Raw genomic sequence first — 16,337 nt, 5'->3', positions numbered from 1 at the left:
GTCAAATTCGGTCAGTGGCGGATGTCGCCGAGTCGGCTATCTGTTTAAAGTAGGTACGCGCCTGCACTGCATCGCGTTCTATCGCGGCAGTCAGTGTTGGCAAGTCGATGTACTTTTCTTCGTCACGCAATTTTTTCAGGAATTCAACACTGATCAATCGGCCGTAACATTGCTGGTTGTAGTCGAACAAGTGAGTTTCCAACAACACGCGGCCGCTATCGTCTACTGTCGGGCGCACGCCTATGCTGGCCACGCCAGGCAATGCTTGATCAGCCAGACCGTGCACCTGCACTATATAAATACCGGACAGCGCAGGATGTTTGTGGCCGACGCGCAGATTCAAGGTTGGGAAACCAATCGTGCGTCCCAGTTTTTTACCGTGGATCACATGGCCGGACATCGAGTAAGGATGTCCCAGCAAAACTTCCGCTTCCGCAAAGTCGCCTTGTGCCAAAGCGCTACGCACGGCTGAGGATGAAATACGGGTACCGCTGCTGGTCACTGTAGCTTGTGACTCAACGTGAAAACCGTATTGTTTGCCGGCTTCGATCAATGTTGCGACATTGCCGGCACGTCTGGAGCCGTAGCAAAAATCTTCACCGACGATCAGCCATTTGACGTGCAAGCCTTGCACCAGGATTTTCTCGACGAAGTCCTGCGGCGACAGGGATGCAAAGTGTTCATTAAAGTGTTCGACGATCACACGATCGACGCCAGCCTTGGCCAGTGATTGCAACTTGTCGCGCAAGCTCGCGATGCGTGTTGGGGCTTTCGATGAGTCGCCAGCACGTGCCGCAAAGAATTCACGCGGGTGCGGCTCGAACGTCATGACTGCGGATTCAAGCTCCATTTTTGACGCGACTTCGCGCAGGCGCGCCAACAAGGCCTGATGGCCACGATGTACACCGTCGAAGTTGCCGATCGCCAGCGCGCACGGCGCACGGGAAGCAGCATTGGGAAGTCCGCGAAATACCTTCATTGAATAGACTGGAGTTGACGGGTAAAGCCGTCGCAAAACCTTGAATTATAAATGCTTTCAAAGGTTTTCCCATCCAGACTAGGGTAGAGGGCCCCACATAATTTTGAGCTTACTGTATATATTTGATTACGGCGAATCGACTATTGATACGGCGAACTGCCGAAGTTGCGCCAAAGCTGGAGGTATTTGCGTTATTGCCATAGACATTACCGGACGCATAAGCATTCGATATAAAGCCGGTGATTTGTGAATTTGAATCTATCTTTATGATGGCGTCGCCGCCAGAATCCTTTGCTTTTTTAGCTATATCACTGATCAACATTGATTTTGGGATAACTGCGGCTGCGCGCTCATCTTCAATTATCCCGATAATTTTGTATTTTCTAGGTGGATCGCCATTTTCCCAAACATCAATTCCTTCGACCACTAACTTGGTTCCGCCAGTGCCTTCAAAAGCATTGTTTTTGGCTTCAAAGGGTTTGAATTCCGTACTCGCACATCCTGCGAGGATAAAAATAAGTGTTAACAATAATTTTTTCATTTTCTCTCCCTGGTGATATTTTAAAAAATTTAATTTACATCGCACCCCAAACCGCATTCAAGGCCGCAACCGCAGCAAGGCCCGCGGTCTCGGTGCGCAGCACACGTGGCCCCATGGAAAGCATCAGCGCTCCCTGCGCAATCGCCAGATTTTCTTCTTTATCTGTGAAGCCACCTTCCGGTCCTATCATCAGCGCGACCGATTGCGGCGGATGATGACGCGCCCAATCGGAAAGAGATTGTTCTGCGCGAGGGCTGAGCATGATGCGTACGTGTAGATCCTGTTGCTGTGTCCATTGATTGAAATCGACCGGTTCAGCCAAGCTTGTTAAACGATTACGGCCGCTTTGTTCGGAGGCTGCGATGACGATGCCTTGCCAGTGCTGCAGTTTTTTGGTGGCACGTTCGGCGGAAAGACGGACGACACAGCGTTGAGAGGCGAGTGGCTGGACTGCGTGCACGCCCAGCTCAACCGCTTTTTCAATTATCCAATCCATCTTGGAGGCTTCCGGCAGCGCTTGCGCTAGCGTAATCGTGTAGGGAAGTTCCACTTCGCGCGGCTCGAACAGTTTGACTTCGGCGGTGACGCGTTTTTTTTCTATGGTGCTGATGGTGGCGGTGTATTCGCCGCCTTCGCCATTAAACAGGGTGATGCGGTCGCCGGTTGCCAGGCGTATGACCTGAACGTGATGGGCGACGTGATCGGGCAGGGTAACGATGGTGCCGAGCGCAAGCGCTTGCGGGCAATAAAAACGAGGCATTTGTGATCCGTTGTTGTCGATTCGGCATGATACTTCCGCCGATCAGGACGCTGCTTGTAATAATTAAAAGGAATTTCCAGCATTCGATTTTAGTCTGGGCGGCGTCACTCTGGTAAAATATGCGGCTTCGCAGCAAAGACGTTTTTGCTGCATGCAAAGCTCCTTAGTACTGCGTTTGTACAGTTAATTAGTAGTGCATTAGATTTTGCTAATTCTGCATTAATTCTATTTCTTATTTGACTCGCCATCACTCAAAATCACATGACTTCCACGCTCCCGACTACCAAAATGGCCAACGCAATCCGTGCGCTGGCAATGGACGCAGTACAAAAGGCCAATTCCGGTCACCCCGGCATGCCGATGGGGATGGCGGAAATCGCCGTCGCTTTGTGGGCGAATCATTATTCGCACAATCCAGCCAATCCTAAATGGATTAATCGCGATCGTTTTGTCCTGTCGAACGGTCATGGCTCGATGTTGCATTACGCATTGTTGCACCTGACCGGTTACGACCTGTCGATGGATGAGCTGCGTAACTTCCGCCAAATGCATTCGAAAACGCCAGGTCATCCTGAAGTGGATGTCACACCAGGTATCGAAACCACCACCGGCCCATTGGGCCAGGGCATCACCAATGCAGTCGGCATGGCGCTGGCTGAAAAATTGTTGGCGGCTGAATTTAACAAGCCAGATTTCAATGTGGTCGATCACCACACGTATGTTTTCCTCGGCGACGGTTGCCTGATGGAAGGCATTTCGCACGAAGCATGTTCGTTGGCTGGCACACTTAAGCTGTCGAAACTGATCGCGCTGTATGACGATAACGGTATCTCGATCGACGGCCACGTTGAAGGCTGGTTCACCGACGATACGCCTAAGCGTTTTGAATCGTATGGCTGGAATGTGATTCGCGCGGTGGACGGTCATGACGTCAGTGCAGTCGACGCAGCGATCACGCAAGCCAAGGCATCAGACAAACCAACATTGATCTGCTGCCGCACCGTTATCGGTAAAGGCTCGCCGAATATGGCTGGTACGCATAACGTCCACGGCGCCGCGTTGGGCGACAAGGAAATCGCAGCATCGCGTGAATCATTGGGCTGGACCAGCGCGCCGTTCGATATTCCTGCCGACGTTTACACAGCATGGGATGCCAAACTCAAAGGTAGCAAATCGCAAGGCGAGTGGGATGCATTGTTGAGCGCCTACGCCGCAAAATTCCCGAAAGAAGCGTCAGAACTGACACGCCGCATGACAGGCGAATTGCCTGGCGATTTCGATAAAGTCGTCAGCGATTACATCGCAACCTGCGTCGAGAAAAAAGAAACCATCGCCACCCGCAAAGCCAGCCAGAACGCGATTCAAGCTTACGCACCAGGCTTGCCTGAATTCCTCGGCGGCTCGGCTGATTTGACCGGCTCGAACCTGACCAACTGGAAAGAATGCGTTGCAGTGCGCGGCGATCAAGCCGGCAATCACATCAACTACGGTGTACGCGAATTCGGCATGAGCGCGATCATGAACGGGATCGCCTTGCATGGCGGTTATATCCCGTTCGGCGCAACCTTCCTGACCTTCTCCGATTACAGCCGCAACGCATTGCGTATGGCTGCATTGATGAAGCTGCGTTCGCTGTTCGTCTTCACACACGATTCGATCGGCCTCGGCGAAGACGGCCCAACCCATCAATCGGTTGAGCACGTATCGAGCTTGCGCCTGATCCCTAATCTGGATAACTGGCGTCCATGCGATACCGTTGAATCGGCAATCGCGTGGGAACAATCAGTCAAACGTCACAACGGTCCATCGACCTTGATTTTCTCGCGTCAGAATTTGCCATTCCAGGAACGCACAGCAGAACAAATCGCAAACATCAAACGCGGTGGTTATGTATTACGTGACGTTGCGAATGCACAAGCCATCTTGATCGCAACCGGTTCGGAAATCGAACTCGCAGTCAAATCCGCAGACGAGCTGGAAAAACATGGCGTCGCAGTGCGCATCGTGTCGATGCCGTCGACCGACGTTTATGATCGCCAGGATGACGCATACAAAGCCAGCGTGTTGACCAAAGGCGTGCCACGCGTCGCGATTGAAGCCGGCGTGACTTCGTTCTGGTACAAGTACGTCGGCCTCGAAGGCGGCGTGATCGGTATCGATACCTTTGGCGAATCGGCACCGGCCGGCGTGTTGTTCAAACACTTTGGCTTCACTGTTGAAAACGTTGTCGCCGCTGTGAAGAAAACACTGGCGTGACCGAAATCACTTTCCGCCGCGCGACGGCAGCCGATGCAGCAGCGATCGCCGACTTGCGCGTCGATAGCTGGCGCACAACTAATCGCGGCGTCATGCCGGATGCTTATCTGGATGGCATGCGCGCAGACGAAAGCACCGAGATGTGGTTGCAGGTGCTGAACGCTGACTTGCCAACGATCGCCGTGTTCGTTGCGGAAGCTGGCACAGAACTGGTTGGTTTTGCTGCCGGCATGTTGCTGATGCCGGAGAAGTTTGATTTGAATGCAGAGCTGACCGCAATTTATCTGAAGCCGATTGCACAACGCGGTGGTGTTGGCCGTCGCCTGTTGTCGATGATTGCGAGCACATTGCAATTGCAGGGCGCGACCGGTTTGCTGGTGTGGGTAATTGCCGGCAATCAGGCGGCGCGTCAGTTCTACGAACAAATGGGTGCTGAACTTTTGATTGAACAGCCGTTCACATGGGACGGGCTTGATTTGATGGAAACCGGTTACGGCTGGCGTGACCTGACCGCTTTGCGGCAGGCATGCGCTGAATAATTTCTATTTTGTTTGAATTTTTCTGGAGAAAAAGATGACCATTCGTGTCGCAATTAACGGCTACGGCCGCATCGGCCGCAACATCCTTCGCGCGCATTACGAAGGCGGTAAAAAAAATGACATTCAAATCGTTGCGATCAACGATCTGGGCAACGCTCAATCGAATGCCCATTTGACCCGTTACGACACGACACATGGCAAGTTCCCTGGCACCGTAGAAGTCGATGGCGATTACATGATCGTCAACGGCGACAAGATTCGCGTATTCGCGCAACGCGATCCAGCGCAAATCGGCTGGGGCGAGTTGAATGTCGACGTCGTGCTGGAATGCACAGGCTTCTTCACGACAAAAGAAAAAGCATCGGCGCACATCAAAGGTGGCGCTAAAAAAGTCATCATCTCCGCACCGGGTGGCAAAGACGTCGACGCAACCATTGTCTTCGGCGTGAACCACGGCGTATTGAAATCAACCGATACCGTTATTTCAAACGCATCGTGCACCACCAACTGCCTCGCACCATTGGTCAAACCATTGAATGACCAAATCGGTTTGGTCAATGGCTTGATGACCACGGTTCATTCTTACACCAACGATCAAGTGCTGACAGACGTGATGCACGAAGATCTGCGCCGCGCACGTTCGGCAACGCAATCGATGATCCCGACCAAAACCGGTGCCGCAGTAGCTGTCGGTTTGGTCTTGCCAGAATTGAACGGCAAGCTGGATGGTTACGCGATCCGTGTTCCAACGATCAATGTATCGATCGTCGATCTGTCATTCATCGCTGAGCGCGATACCACGGTAGAAGAAATCAACGCCATCATGAAGGAAGCTTCAGAAGGCGCGATGAAAGGTATTTTGACTTACCAAACCGAGCCTTTGGTATCTGTCGATTTCAACCACAATCCTGCATCTAGCAACTTCGATTCGACCTTGACCAAAGTGTCAGGCCGTTTGGTGAAAGTCTCGTCGTGGTACGACAATGAATGGGGTTTCTCGAACCGGATGCTGGATACCACCGTCGCGTTGATGACAGCAAAATAAGCTGTAGAAAACAAGTTGTAAGTCTTGAAAAAGCCCCGCATGCGGGGCTTTTTTTCGTTCATATTTCGTGCTTTCTGCGGATCTTGTGCCATGCGCTAGAAGAGCCGCATTTCAACGTATGCCTTCAGTGTGAATTTTTTGACCCTAGCTTTCGGCAGCAAGTCCTGCTATTTCCCATCAAGCTATACCTTGCAACACGTTTTCCCCGCACTATTGTCTAAAAGTAAATATATATAACTCATTCATGTCATATAGTTGACTTTGAAATGATCCGACTTTATTATGACTTCGCGCACTGTTCACTTTGGCGGTATCGATGAATGCTGGTGCTTGATCTTGGCGTAGCAAATTTAGGCTTAAAGGAGTTCGATATCTGCCCTTAGAGACAGGGGTTTGATACAAATAGAAAGAACGTCCAAACCGGGGTACTGGTAAGACGTTTCAAAACTAGAAGCAAGATAAAGGAGACGATATGAACTTTAATAATTTCAAGCCCGCGCACATGCTAGGTGGTTTGCTGCTGGCATTGACTGGCGTATCCGCAGTGGCGCAAACCTGGGCACCGCAAAAAAATGTGGAACTGGTTGTGTACTCCGCTCCAGGCGGCAGTAACGACAAAACTGCGCGCTCGGTGGAACGCATCGTTGCCGGGAAAAAAATGATCAAGAGCACGATGACGGTGGTTAACAAGACTGGCGGTGGCGGCAATATCCAGCTCAATTACATGACGCAGCATGCCGGTGACCCGCATTACCTGATGATTACCACCCCGACGCTTCTGGCGAATCACATTACCGGCAACAGTGCTCAGACCTATACCGACTTCACACCCATTGCTTCGATGATCAACGATTACGTTGTGTATGTCGTCAACGCAGATTCACCGATAAAAACTGGTAAGGATTTGATTGATCGTCTGAAGAAAAATCCGAAATCCGTATCGATCGGTTTTGCGACAACGTTGGGCAGTCACAATCACATCGCAGCAGGGCTGTTGATGAAGAAAATAGGCGGTGATCCTAAAGAACTAAAAGTGATTGCTTTCAAAGGTGCTTCCGATGCAATAACCACTTTGATGGGTGGGCATATCGATCTCGTAACGACAGCAGCCGGAAATGTCAGCGGCTTGGTTGAAAGTGGAAAACTTCGTGTTGTGGCGGTTGCGGGAAATCAGCGCATGGGCGGTGTATTCGCTGATGTTCCTACTTGGAAAGAGCAGGGCGTTGATCTGGTGTGGAGTAACTGGCGTGCATTCATGGGCCCTAAAGGCATGACAGCGGCGCAGGTCAAAACCTGGCAAGACGTTTTAAGCAAGGTGTATGCATCAGCAGAATGGAAAGAAGATTTGAAATTCAATTATTGGGGTGACAACTTCATCGTCGGTGAGGAATTCAATAAAGATCTGGCTGAAGAGTACGCAATCATGAAGTCAGCATTGACCGATCTTGGTCTGGTCAAGTAGGAGGCAAAGAACTAATGATTGCGTCCACCTTTTCTAATCTATGTTTTTTTGCATCTTCTGATATCGATGTGAAGGAACGGCTTGTCGTACCAAATCACACGAAAGGTGGATTGTATGAAAGCTGATCGAATCATTTTTGTATGCACGCTACTGCTGGCTGGTATTTATTTTTACGCAATCGAGCAGATACCGACACTGCAGATTGGCGATCCTATGGGCGCCAAGGCAATTCCTCGAGTGCTCGGAGTCGCATTGCTTATCACGGCAGGGTTGCTTTGGTGGGAAATGCGGGTCGCAGCTAAAGCAAAGTTGCCACTTGAAGAAGTAAGCCCTCCCGTAGACAAAGGCCAATACGTATTGGTCGCGGTCGTTGTGGTCTGGACTGCTTTGTATTTGTCAGTTTTTGAGTGGCTCGGCTATGCGATTGCGACGACGATTTATTTGACAGTCCTGATGGCGTATTTCAATAAGGACAAATGGTTAGCGAATGTACTGACCAGCACCTTATTCAGTTTCGGCAGCTACATCGCGTTTGCCAAATTGTTCGATGCGCCGCTTGCTCCTGGCTTATTGCCATTCTGAGATAGGGACTATCAATGGAAACACTAGGTCATATTCTTAACGGCTTCTCGGTTTGCCTGCAGCCGATGAATCTTTGGTACACCTTCCTCGGCGTCTTCATCGGCACCATCGTCGGAATTCTTCCCGGCATTGGTCCTGCAGCCAGTATCGCCATTTTGATTCCTGCGACTTTCGGCATGGATCCAACGTCTGGCCTCATCATGATGGCCGGGATTTATTACGGTACCAAATACGGCGGCTCCACCACCTCGATTTTGTTGCGCACTCCGGGTGAGGCCTCATCGGTCATGACATCGATCGAAGGTTATGAGATGGCAAGGAAAGGGCGAGGAGGGGCCGCATTGGCAGTTTCTGCAATAGGCTCTTTCATCGCAGGCACGATAGGCGTTGTTGCTCTGACGATATTCGCTCTGCCATTGGCTGCTATTGCTCTTAAATTCGGTCCTGCGGAATATTTTAATCTGATGATTTTTGCCTTGACTGCAGTTGCGTCTCTTGCCGGGAAATCATTAGCCAAGGGGATGCTGTCTACGGTGCTGGGGTTGGTGATCGCCACCGTCGGGATTGATTTGCAAAGTGGACAGCAACGTTTTACCGGCGGCATTCCGGAGCTGATGGACGGCATTGGTTTCATCGTCGTGGTAGTCGGCATGTTTGCTGTGTCGGAAGTATTGCGCGGCATGGAGCAGCTTTATAAAGGTACGGCTCCGAAAGCTATGCGTATCAGCGGCAAACTCTGGTTGACGAGAGAAGAATGGAAGCGTTCGATTGGTCCGATTTGGCGGGGCGGCATTATCGGGTTTTTGGTTGGCATCCTGCCAGGAGCTGGAGGCACGATCGCATCGATGCTTTCGTATTCAACGGAAAAACGTTTGTCAAAACATCCGGAGGAATTTGGCAAGGGTGCGATTGAAGGTGTTGCGGGTCCTGAGTCTGCAAACAATTCAGATACCGCAGGTGCGATGGTTCCCTTGCTCACGTTGGGCGTGCCAGGCGGTGGTGCAACGGCCGTCATGATGGGAGCTTTCATCATGCATGGGATACAGCCTGGACCTTTATTGTTCCAGAACCGACCTGATTTGGTATGGGGCTTGATCGACAGTATGTACATTGGCAACATCATGCTGCTGGTTTTGAACCTGCCGTTGATAGGCTTGTTTGTACGGCTCTTGTATATACCAAGCGGCATGTTGTACCCGTTGATCGTAGCGATCTCAGTGGTTGGTACTTATTCGGTCAATGCCAGCATGGTTGAACTCTATTTAGTACTTGGATTCGGCGTATTGGGCTACCTGTTTGAAAAAGTGGATATTCCGGTTGCGCCGCTGGTGCTGTCACTGGTTCTCGCGGGAATCATGGAGCAGTCGTTCCGTCAGGCGATGACGATTTCAGATGGCAGCCTGGGTATTTTTGTCGGTAGCGGCATCACGATCACATTGGCAATCATGGCCCTGCTATCGGTAGCGATGCCTTTTATTATGCCTCGATTGAAAAAACTGCAAAGTTCGGAAGATCAGGCTGCGGCATAAGGTGTGATGGATGCAAGGGCATCCATCGAACAAATGATAAGTATCAATTGGAGAAAAAATGACTAATGAAACATCGATTCACGCAGAAGAGTTCTGGACTACCAAGAACGGCGTAAAACTGTGGGTGTATCGCAAGTATTTAGGCGCCCGTGATGAGCAACGTCCACTCTTGTTTTTGGTGCACGGCTCGTCCTATTCCGGAAAAACCATGTTCGATCTGCATGTGCCGGGTCGTAGCGGTTATTCGTTCATGGATAATTTTGTCGCGCTCGGTTATGAAGTCTGGACCATGGATCATGAAGGCTATGGTCATTCTGACCGCACCTCCGGTTTCTCGGATGTGGCGAGCGGCGTCGAAGATCTTAAGGCGGCTATGGGGGTCATTACTGAAGTAACCGGACAGACTGAAGCTGCTTTCTTTGGGCAGTCTTCCGGCGCCTTGCGTGCTGCAAAATTTACCAACGTTTATCCTGAACACGTCAGCAAACTGATGCTTGATGCTTTTGTATGGACTGGAAAAGATGCGCCTACCTTGATACAGCGTGCAAAATTATTGCCTCTGATCGAGAACAGCAATGTGCGCAAGATCGACGTCGCTTTTTATCGCACCGTATTCACCCGCGATCATGTCGGTTCCTCCGAAGCGATGATAGGCGACGTGGTTGCAGAAGAAGAGCTCAAGTATGGAGATACGGTGCCAACTGGTACTTATCTGGATATGGTGACCAAACTTCCCTTGATCGATCCGGACAAAATAACCTGCCCAGTACTGATCATAAGAGCAGAGCACGATGGTATTGCAACCGAAGAAGATGTGATTAATTTCTTCTCATGCTTGCCGAATCCGGACAAACAATTGGTAAAAATATCCGGCTTGGCCCATACGGCACCTTTGGGTGTGAATCGCCACCGCTTTTATCATGCAATACAAAGTTTTTTGACGATGCCTGACAGAATAGACCTTAATACCAACTGCTGATTTTAAAGTCTGTGCTTGAAAATAGATGCAGCCCTTTTTATGATACAGGGCTGCATCTATTTCTGAAAGTGATGATTGTTAATTGTAGCGGCGGCTGCTGACGGAGCAGAGCCGCATAACTGCATCAAGGCGCCGAAGGCACGTATTCGTAGTTTTCAGTATTGACGTACGAAACGCGGTATTCGACAGGCTGATCGTTATACGAGAATGCGACTCTGTGTATCTGTAATAGGGGCGCACCGACATCAACATCTAGCAGCTTGCTTAATTCTGCATCGGCCAGCGATGCGCGTACCCGTTCTTCGATACGTATGATATTCAAACCGTATTCAGACTGATAGAGATTGTACAAAGTACTGGGCCTATCGCGTACCTGTGCTTCTGTCAGGCCAGCGAAAAGAGACTCCGGTAATGAAATGCGATCAACCAGTACCGGTTTTTCATCCAGGCTGCGCAGATTGGTAAATCTGAAGATGACGCTATTACGTTCTATACCCAGTTTTTCACTGCAGGTCTTGTCGGCTTTCTTTTTCTCAAATAATTTCAAAGCCAGCGTTGGATAGAACTTTTTCGAATCGTGTCTGACGACATTAAAGAAACGATATAGATGCGAGCCGCGATTGTGTAGCGCAACGAAAGTACCGCGACCTTGGTGGCGAATCAATATATTTTCTGCGACCAGTTCATCGATGGCCTTGCGTAGTGTGCCGACAGATACGCCAAAGCGGATGCAAAGTTGTTTTTCCGGAGGAATGACATCGCCCGGCTCCCATTCTTTTGCTGCCAGCGCTTCCAGCACTTGGCGTTTTACTTCTTTATACAAGGTCAAGCCGACTGACGTAGCTGAATAGCCAGAATTGCTCATAATTTTCTATCCATGATGATTTATTTTAATGACACTTTTTTAAACAGCAGCCCGATGTAATCCATGCATGGGTTTATTGCACCGCAAATTCGCCGGCGACTTGCATACTGATAATGGGCGTGGACCGAAGATGTGACGATAAAAATAATAATCCATCAAACGCATCATATCTACATTTATCACAAGTTCAGAAGGTTCTTCCCTTTAGCTACTGCCTTAAATTCCTCCCCGCTGCGCTTACCTGAATGCAAAAAACCTCAGTCTGCACATTAGGGCTGCAGCGACATTTTAAATTATTTATCTAGTTAACGCATATTATACAAATCATTTAATTCATATAGTTGACTTTGCTAATTCAAAGAACTAAGATGCCTTGGCGGTGTTTGGACGCAGACGCTGTGCGAAGTCGAACCTAAGAGACGGAGTGAATTTGAGTCTGCATGACAGACACGGAGGGCACCTTGAGACAGTGCCGACCTTATCTAAGGATGAGGCCTCCGCCAATACAGTCCGTTACCGATATAGACATCTTGAGGAGGCAGGAAATGTATTTAATTAGAAGAAAAATGATGGCCGCGGCGGTAGGCATCGCATGCTGTTTGGCAGGAGGAGCGCAGGCGCAAGCGACCGTAACGGTGTATGGCAAGCTCTACCCGCAAATGACAAACTACAGAACCAGTACAGGAACCGCTGCAGGTACCGCAGTGAGTACGTTGGTTTCTCCGGTTGGTACAACAGTAGCGGGAGTTTCTGGCGCAGTGATGGAGTCTTCAAATTCATATATCGGATTTCGCGGAACAGAAGATCTCGGTAACAACATGAAGGCGATATTTCAGCTAGAAGGTGCGTTTGGTGTTGATGACGGCTCTCTTTCCAGTGTTGGTTTCTTTTTCAATCGCAATACCTTTTTGGGTTTGCAAGGCGATTTCGGGCGAGTTCGCATGGGGCGCATTGATACTGTCTATAAGAACATCACCGATACCATGGGTTTCATGGGGCTTCAAAGCGGCAACTTTGTATCTGCCAGTAATATTCTCGCGCAGCGCGGTTTTGGAGCGACTAGTGCGCATCGCTTTCATGAGCGGCCATCCAATACGATTGATTACCAGTCGCCTAGTTTTGGTGGCTTTACAGCGTATGCGGGGTATTCCTTTGGTGAGGTAGCTGGTGACTTCAAGAAGGGGAGCAATATATCAACCGGCGTTTCTTATAGCGCGGGCCCACTTTATCTGGCCGTCGCACACGAGCAGCACAACAAGTTCTACGGTGGTTCACGCAACGTGCCGCTGGCGTTACGTAACATCACGGCCGGTGGTGGTACAGGAGCCGCTTTTGTTGCGGTTGCAGGCACCGACTCAAAAGACACGTCAACACGTGTGTCAGCGTTATACCAACTGACCAGTGCAACCCGAATGGAAGCAAGTTTTTCAATGACTAAACTTGGCGAATCAGGTGGTACAGCAGGAAAGTTCGAGAGCTATAAGCAAAATAACTGGTTGATGGGCGTTGAACATACGATGGGTGCATGGACTTTGATCGGAACTTATGGACGAGCCAGTGCAGGGTCATGTTCGTTGGTGGGTGGCGTTGCCTGTAGTACTGATGGGCTGGAAGGCTCCATGCTTTCCCTGGGGGGGGCTTACGCATTATCCAAACGTACCGCTTTGTTCGCGCTTTTTTCGGATATGCAAAATGGAAAATCTGCTAGTTACAGCAATGCTGGACAAGCGGTAGTGCCAACAACCGGTCAAGACTTGAGTCAGATAGCTTTGGGTATTAGACACACGTTTTAAAAATTGAGGTGTTGGTTCAGCATGTAGATGCCGAACCAACTTTCGGTTGAAAAGTGCGAAGTAAGTGGGGGCAATTTTGTTTGAAATCAGACATAAAGACCTAAAAGTATCGACAGGTAAATTGCGCATGGAATGTCGCAAGATACTGCTGTTAATTGCTGGACTAATTTGTGGAAATTTACATGCGATGGAAATCACTGTATTAAGCGCGGGGGCTGTTGAAACAGGTATGGAGAAATTTGCACACCATATCAAGTTGGAAACCGGACATGAACTGAAAATACAATTCAACACCGCGCCGCAGATAGCGAAACGACTTGCTGACGGCGAATTGTTCGACATCCTTGTTTCGCCCCCAGCGGTGATGGAACGCGTTGCTCTTGAGGGGAAAATCGTCAGCGAAACGCGGGTTGCTGTGGGACGTGTCGGTGTTGGAGTGACTGTGCGCGATGAGCTTGCTGCACCTGATATATCAACGCCTAAAAAATTGGAACAGGCCGTATTAGCCGCCGATCGGGTGGTCTATAACCAGGCATCAACGGGGCTGTATATGGACAAGCTCTTTGAAAAAATGGGACTAGCCGAACAACTAAAGGGCAGAACGCAGCGCTATGCAAATGGCGAGATGGTGCTTGAACATATCATCAACGGCCTCGGTATCGAAATTGGTTTTGGTGCGATAACCGAGATCCGCAGGTTCGAAGGAAAGGGCTTGAAAATGGTGGGTCAGTTGCCGGCCAACCTGCAAAACTGGACACAGTATGAAGCTGTTCGCATGACGAGCAGCGCTAAAACGGAAGCCGTTGATGCAGTGTTGAAGCAGATAACTACACCAAGCGGCAAGGCAGCATTTTCCAGTGCTGGAATCGAATAGCAGGTGCTTAGATTATTGTTCCATCCAAATTCAATTCAAGGAGTGACGTGTGAGTGTAGTCAGAATCAAGGTTCCAGCTGAAGGGCAAAAAATCATTCTCGGTCAGCCTACGCCTGACAATCCCATCATTCCGTTCATAGAGGGAGATGGAATCGGTACCGACATTACCCCTGTCATGATCAAGGTAGTCGATGCGGCCGTGCAAAAAGCTTATGGCGGCAAGAAAAAAATTCACTGGATGGAGGTATATGCCGGCGAGAAGGCAACTCGTGTGTATGGTCCGGATCAATGGTTTCCAACTGAAACGCTTGATGCTTTGAAAGAATATGTGGTCTCCATCAAGGGACCCATGACGACCCCTGTAGGTGGGGGCATGCGCTCACTGAATGTGACCTTGCGTCAGCAACTAGATCTTTATCAATGCATACGTCCGGTGCGTTATTTCAAAGGTGTGCCTTCGCCTTTGAAGCATCCAGAGAAAGTGGACATGGTTATCTTCCGTGAAAATACCGAGGATATTTATGCTGGCATTGAATGGGCCGCCGAATCGGCGGAAGCAAAAAAATTAATCAAGTTTTTATCGACAGAACTGGGTGTTACCAAGATCCGCTTTCCTGAAACCTCCAGTATAGGGATCAAGCCGATTTCCATCGAAGGTACACAGCGTTTGATACGGGCGGCTTTTAAATATGTGATTGATCACGATCGCAAATCGTTGACCATTGTCCATAAAGGCAATATCCAAAAGTTTACAGAAGGCGGTTTTCGCGACTGGGCTTATGAGATTGCGAAAAAAGAATTCGGCGCTGAACTGGTAGGTAGCGGTCCATGGTGCACATTCAAGAATCCCAAAACAGGTCGCGAAGTCGTGGTCAAGGATGTGATTGCCGACGCTTTCCTGCAAGAGATACTTTTGCGCCCGGAAGAGTACGACGTGATCGCCACGACTAATCTGAATGGCGATTATATTTCCGATGCGCTGGCAGCCCAGGTAGGCGGTATTGGTATCGCGCCAGGTGCAAACATATCTGATCGTTACGCTTGTTTCGAAGCTACCCACGGCACCGCGCAAAAATACGCAGGACAAGACAAGCTCAATCCTGGGTCGGAAATTCTATCTGCTGAAATGATGTTGCGTTACCTCGGTTGGTTCGAGGCAGCTGATCTGATCATAAAGGGAATTGAAGCTGCGATAAGCGACAAGCAGGTTACCTATGATTTCGCCTGCCAGATGGAAGATGCAAATGAAATATCGTGTTCGGCTTTTGGCGACGCGATGATAGTACGAATGTAAGGAATGGCATCTGCCGGGCGCGGTCCAGTGGATGAAATACAGGCATTATTTTTAAATCGAATTTATATTTTCTGGAGGGATTCTCAATGGGTACCGAAAAATTGGCAGTGCAAGATCAGGCTTACGTTATAGCGCCGCAAAGCATTCCTGTTTTGCCTATACGAGGAAGCGACAAACTTTTTCCTGTGCATCGTATTTATTGCATAGGCCGTAATTATGCAGCGCACACTATAGAAATGGGGCACGATCCTGACAAGGAAGCGCCGTTTTTCTTTCAAAAGAATCCGGACAACATTATTGTCGATCAAGATTTTCCATATCCGCCGGAAACATCGGATGTGCATTTTGAATTTGAATTGGTAGTGGCACTCGACAAAGGTGGCAAGAACATCACGGTTGAAAATGCGCTCGAGCATATCTTCGGCTACGGCGTTGGACTCGATATGACCCGACGCGACCTGCAGGGTGTGGCCAAGAAAATGGGCAGACCATGGGAAGTTGGCAAGGCGTTTGAACAATCGGCACCTTGTTCGGCGTTGATACCGGTTGCGGAGATAGGGCATCCGCACAAAGGTGGCATCTGGTTCAAGGTCAATGGCGAGATCAGGCAAAAGGGCGATCTGGATCAAATGATCTGGAAAGTTGCAGAACAAATTTCCATACTGTCGACTTTCTTTGAACTCAAACCGGGTGATCTGATCATGACTGGCACACCAGCCGGTGTTGGTGCAATCAACAGGGGTGATCAACTTGAAGGCATGATTGAAGGTGTCTGCAGCATGAAGCTGGCAGTTATTTGAGCGTAGCGCACGCTTGAGGTAAAACTTCTTTGAAAATGT

The 16,337-nt window shown here is 49.6% G+C and carries 15 protein-coding genes; 11 read left to right on the top strand and 4 right to left on the bottom strand.

Annotation, left to right across the window (positions count from 1 at the left end):
- Position 1: 1 nt before the first annotated feature.
- The 3 genes from Q7T66_RS08135 to Q7T66_RS08125 form a co-directional block, all read right to left on the bottom strand.
- Complete coding sequence (locus tag Q7T66_RS08135) at positions 2 to 979, bottom strand: bifunctional riboflavin kinase/FAD synthetase (RefSeq protein ID WP_304932835.1); 978 nt, start codon at positions 977 to 979, stop codon at positions 2 to 4.
- Positions 980 to 1,088: 109 nt separating this feature from the next.
- The gene (locus Q7T66_RS08130) at positions 1,089 to 1,520 is read right to left on the bottom strand and encodes a hypothetical protein (RefSeq protein ID WP_304932834.1); all 432 of its coding nucleotides are present in this window, start codon (positions 1,518 to 1,520) and stop codon (positions 1,089 to 1,091) included.
- A gap of 34 nt (positions 1,521 to 1,554) precedes the next feature.
- Positions 1,555 to 2,280 carry a 16S rRNA (uracil(1498)-N(3))-methyltransferase gene (locus Q7T66_RS08125; protein WP_304932833.1) on the bottom strand — a complete coding sequence of 242 codons (726 nt, stop codon included), beginning with the start codon at positions 2,278 to 2,280 and terminating at the stop codon, positions 1,555 to 1,557.
- Positions 2,281 to 2,541: 261 nt separating this feature from the next.
- On the opposite strand from Q7T66_RS08125, the gene tkt reads away from it, so the two are divergent.
- The 7 genes from tkt to Q7T66_RS08090 all read left to right on the top strand — a co-directional run bounded on the left by tkt (position 2,542) and on the right by Q7T66_RS08090 (position 10,672).
- Entirely contained in the window at positions 2,542 to 4,536 is a 1,995-nt protein-coding gene (tkt, locus tag Q7T66_RS08120) for a transketolase (RefSeq protein WP_304932832.1), read from the top strand.
- On the top strand, positions 4,533 to 5,075 hold the full coding sequence (locus tag Q7T66_RS08115; protein ID WP_304932831.1) for a GNAT family N-acetyltransferase: 543 nt from the start codon (positions 4,533 to 4,535) through the stop codon (positions 5,073 to 5,075). Before tkt ends, Q7T66_RS08115 begins: the two co-directional genes overlap by 4 nt.
- Before the next feature lie 34 nt (positions 5,076 to 5,109).
- On the top strand, positions 5,110 to 6,120 hold the full coding sequence (gene gap / locus Q7T66_RS08110; protein ID WP_304932830.1) for a type I glyceraldehyde-3-phosphate dehydrogenase: 1,011 nt from the start codon (positions 5,110 to 5,112) through the stop codon (positions 6,118 to 6,120).
- Positions 6,121 to 6,592: 472 nt separating this feature from the next.
- Positions 6,593 to 7,582 (top strand): tripartite tricarboxylate transporter substrate binding protein, encoded by a 990-nt coding sequence (locus tag Q7T66_RS08105; RefSeq protein WP_304932829.1) that lies wholly within the window; start codon positions 6,593 to 6,595, stop codon positions 7,580 to 7,582.
- 114 nt (positions 7,583 to 7,696) lie between these two features.
- On the top strand, positions 7,697 to 8,164 hold the full coding sequence (locus Q7T66_RS08100; RefSeq protein ID WP_304932828.1) for a tripartite tricarboxylate transporter TctB family protein: 468 nt from the start codon (positions 7,697 to 7,699) through the stop codon (positions 8,162 to 8,164).
- Between the two features lie 14 nt (positions 8,165 to 8,178).
- Positions 8,179 to 9,693: a tripartite tricarboxylate transporter permease gene (locus Q7T66_RS08095; protein ID WP_304932827.1), complete on the top strand. Its 1,515-nt coding sequence runs from the start codon at positions 8,179 to 8,181 to the stop codon at positions 9,691 to 9,693.
- A gap of 58 nt (positions 9,694 to 9,751) precedes the next feature.
- Positions 9,752 to 10,672, top strand: coding sequence for an alpha/beta hydrolase (locus tag Q7T66_RS08090; protein WP_304932826.1), 921 nt, complete (start codon positions 9,752 to 9,754; stop codon positions 10,670 to 10,672).
- Between the two features lie 124 nt (positions 10,673 to 10,796).
- Here Q7T66_RS08090 and Q7T66_RS08085 read toward each other — a convergent pair whose 3' ends face one another.
- Positions 10,797 to 11,537: a GntR family transcriptional regulator gene (locus Q7T66_RS08085; RefSeq protein WP_304932825.1), complete on the bottom strand. Its 741-nt coding sequence runs from the start codon at positions 11,535 to 11,537 to the stop codon at positions 10,797 to 10,799.
- Between the two features lie 545 nt (positions 11,538 to 12,082).
- Between Q7T66_RS08085 and Q7T66_RS08080 the strand changes: the two genes are divergently transcribed.
- From Q7T66_RS08080 to Q7T66_RS08065, 4 genes are all read left to right on the top strand, one after another.
- A complete protein-coding gene (locus Q7T66_RS08080; RefSeq protein WP_304932824.1) occupies positions 12,083 to 13,330 on the top strand; it encodes a porin in 1,248 nt (415 codons plus the stop codon).
- A 76-nt stretch (positions 13,331 to 13,406) separates the two neighbouring features.
- Positions 13,407 to 14,204: a substrate-binding domain-containing protein gene (locus Q7T66_RS08075; RefSeq protein ID WP_304932823.1), complete on the top strand. Its 798-nt coding sequence runs from the start codon at positions 13,407 to 13,409 to the stop codon at positions 14,202 to 14,204.
- A gap of 49 nt (positions 14,205 to 14,253) precedes the next feature.
- On the top strand, positions 14,254 to 15,498 hold the full coding sequence (gene icd, locus Q7T66_RS08070) for an NADP-dependent isocitrate dehydrogenase (RefSeq protein ID WP_370691625.1): 1,245 nt from the start codon (positions 14,254 to 14,256) through the stop codon (positions 15,496 to 15,498).
- An 86-nt stretch (positions 15,499 to 15,584) separates the two neighbouring features.
- Positions 15,585 to 16,298 (top strand): fumarylacetoacetate hydrolase family protein, encoded by a 714-nt coding sequence (locus tag Q7T66_RS08065; RefSeq protein WP_304932822.1) that lies wholly within the window; start codon positions 15,585 to 15,587, stop codon positions 16,296 to 16,298.
- Positions 16,299 to 16,337: the final 39 nt, after the last annotated feature.

This window comes from Herminiimonas sp. (genome assembly GCF_030655415.1).
Note: the sequence above shows the minus strand (reverse complement) of the source record. Positions and strands in the feature narration are given on the sequence as shown.

What these genes read in the sequence shown, in the direction of transcription:
- Q7T66_RS08065 (WP_304932822.1), top strand. Translation starts at nt 15,585, where the DNA reads ATGGGTACCGAAAAATTGGCAGTGCAAGATCAGGCTTACGTTATAGCG.
- Q7T66_RS08125 (WP_304932833.1), bottom strand. Translation starts at nt 2,280, where the DNA reads ATGCCTCGTTTTTATTGCCCGCAAGCGCTTGCGCTCGGCACCATCGTT.
- Q7T66_RS08105 (WP_304932829.1), top strand. Translation starts at nt 6,593, where the DNA reads ATGAACTTTAATAATTTCAAGCCCGCGCACATGCTAGGTGGTTTGCTG.
- Q7T66_RS08080 (WP_304932824.1), top strand. Translation starts at nt 12,083, where the DNA reads ATGTATTTAATTAGAAGAAAAATGATGGCCGCGGCGGTAGGCATCGCA.
- Q7T66_RS08090 (WP_304932826.1), top strand. Translation starts at nt 9,752, where the DNA reads ATGACTAATGAAACATCGATTCACGCAGAAGAGTTCTGGACTACCAAG.
- Q7T66_RS08100 (WP_304932828.1), top strand. Translation starts at nt 7,697, where the DNA reads ATGAAAGCTGATCGAATCATTTTTGTATGCACGCTACTGCTGGCTGGT.
- Q7T66_RS08095 (WP_304932827.1), top strand. Translation starts at nt 8,179, where the DNA reads ATGGAAACACTAGGTCATATTCTTAACGGCTTCTCGGTTTGCCTGCAG.
- tkt (WP_304932832.1), top strand. Translation starts at nt 2,542, where the DNA reads ATGACTTCCACGCTCCCGACTACCAAAATGGCCAACGCAATCCGTGCG.
- Q7T66_RS08085 (WP_304932825.1), bottom strand. Translation starts at nt 11,537, where the DNA reads ATGAGCAATTCTGGCTATTCAGCTACGTCAGTCGGCTTGACCTTGTAT.
- gap (WP_304932830.1), top strand. Translation starts at nt 5,110, where the DNA reads ATGACCATTCGTGTCGCAATTAACGGCTACGGCCGCATCGGCCGCAAC.
- Q7T66_RS08130 (WP_304932834.1), bottom strand. Translation starts at nt 1,520, where the DNA reads ATGAAAAAATTATTGTTAACACTTATTTTTATCCTCGCAGGATGTGCG.
- Q7T66_RS08135 (WP_304932835.1), bottom strand. Translation starts at nt 979, where the DNA reads ATGAAGGTATTTCGCGGACTTCCCAATGCTGCTTCCCGTGCGCCGTGC.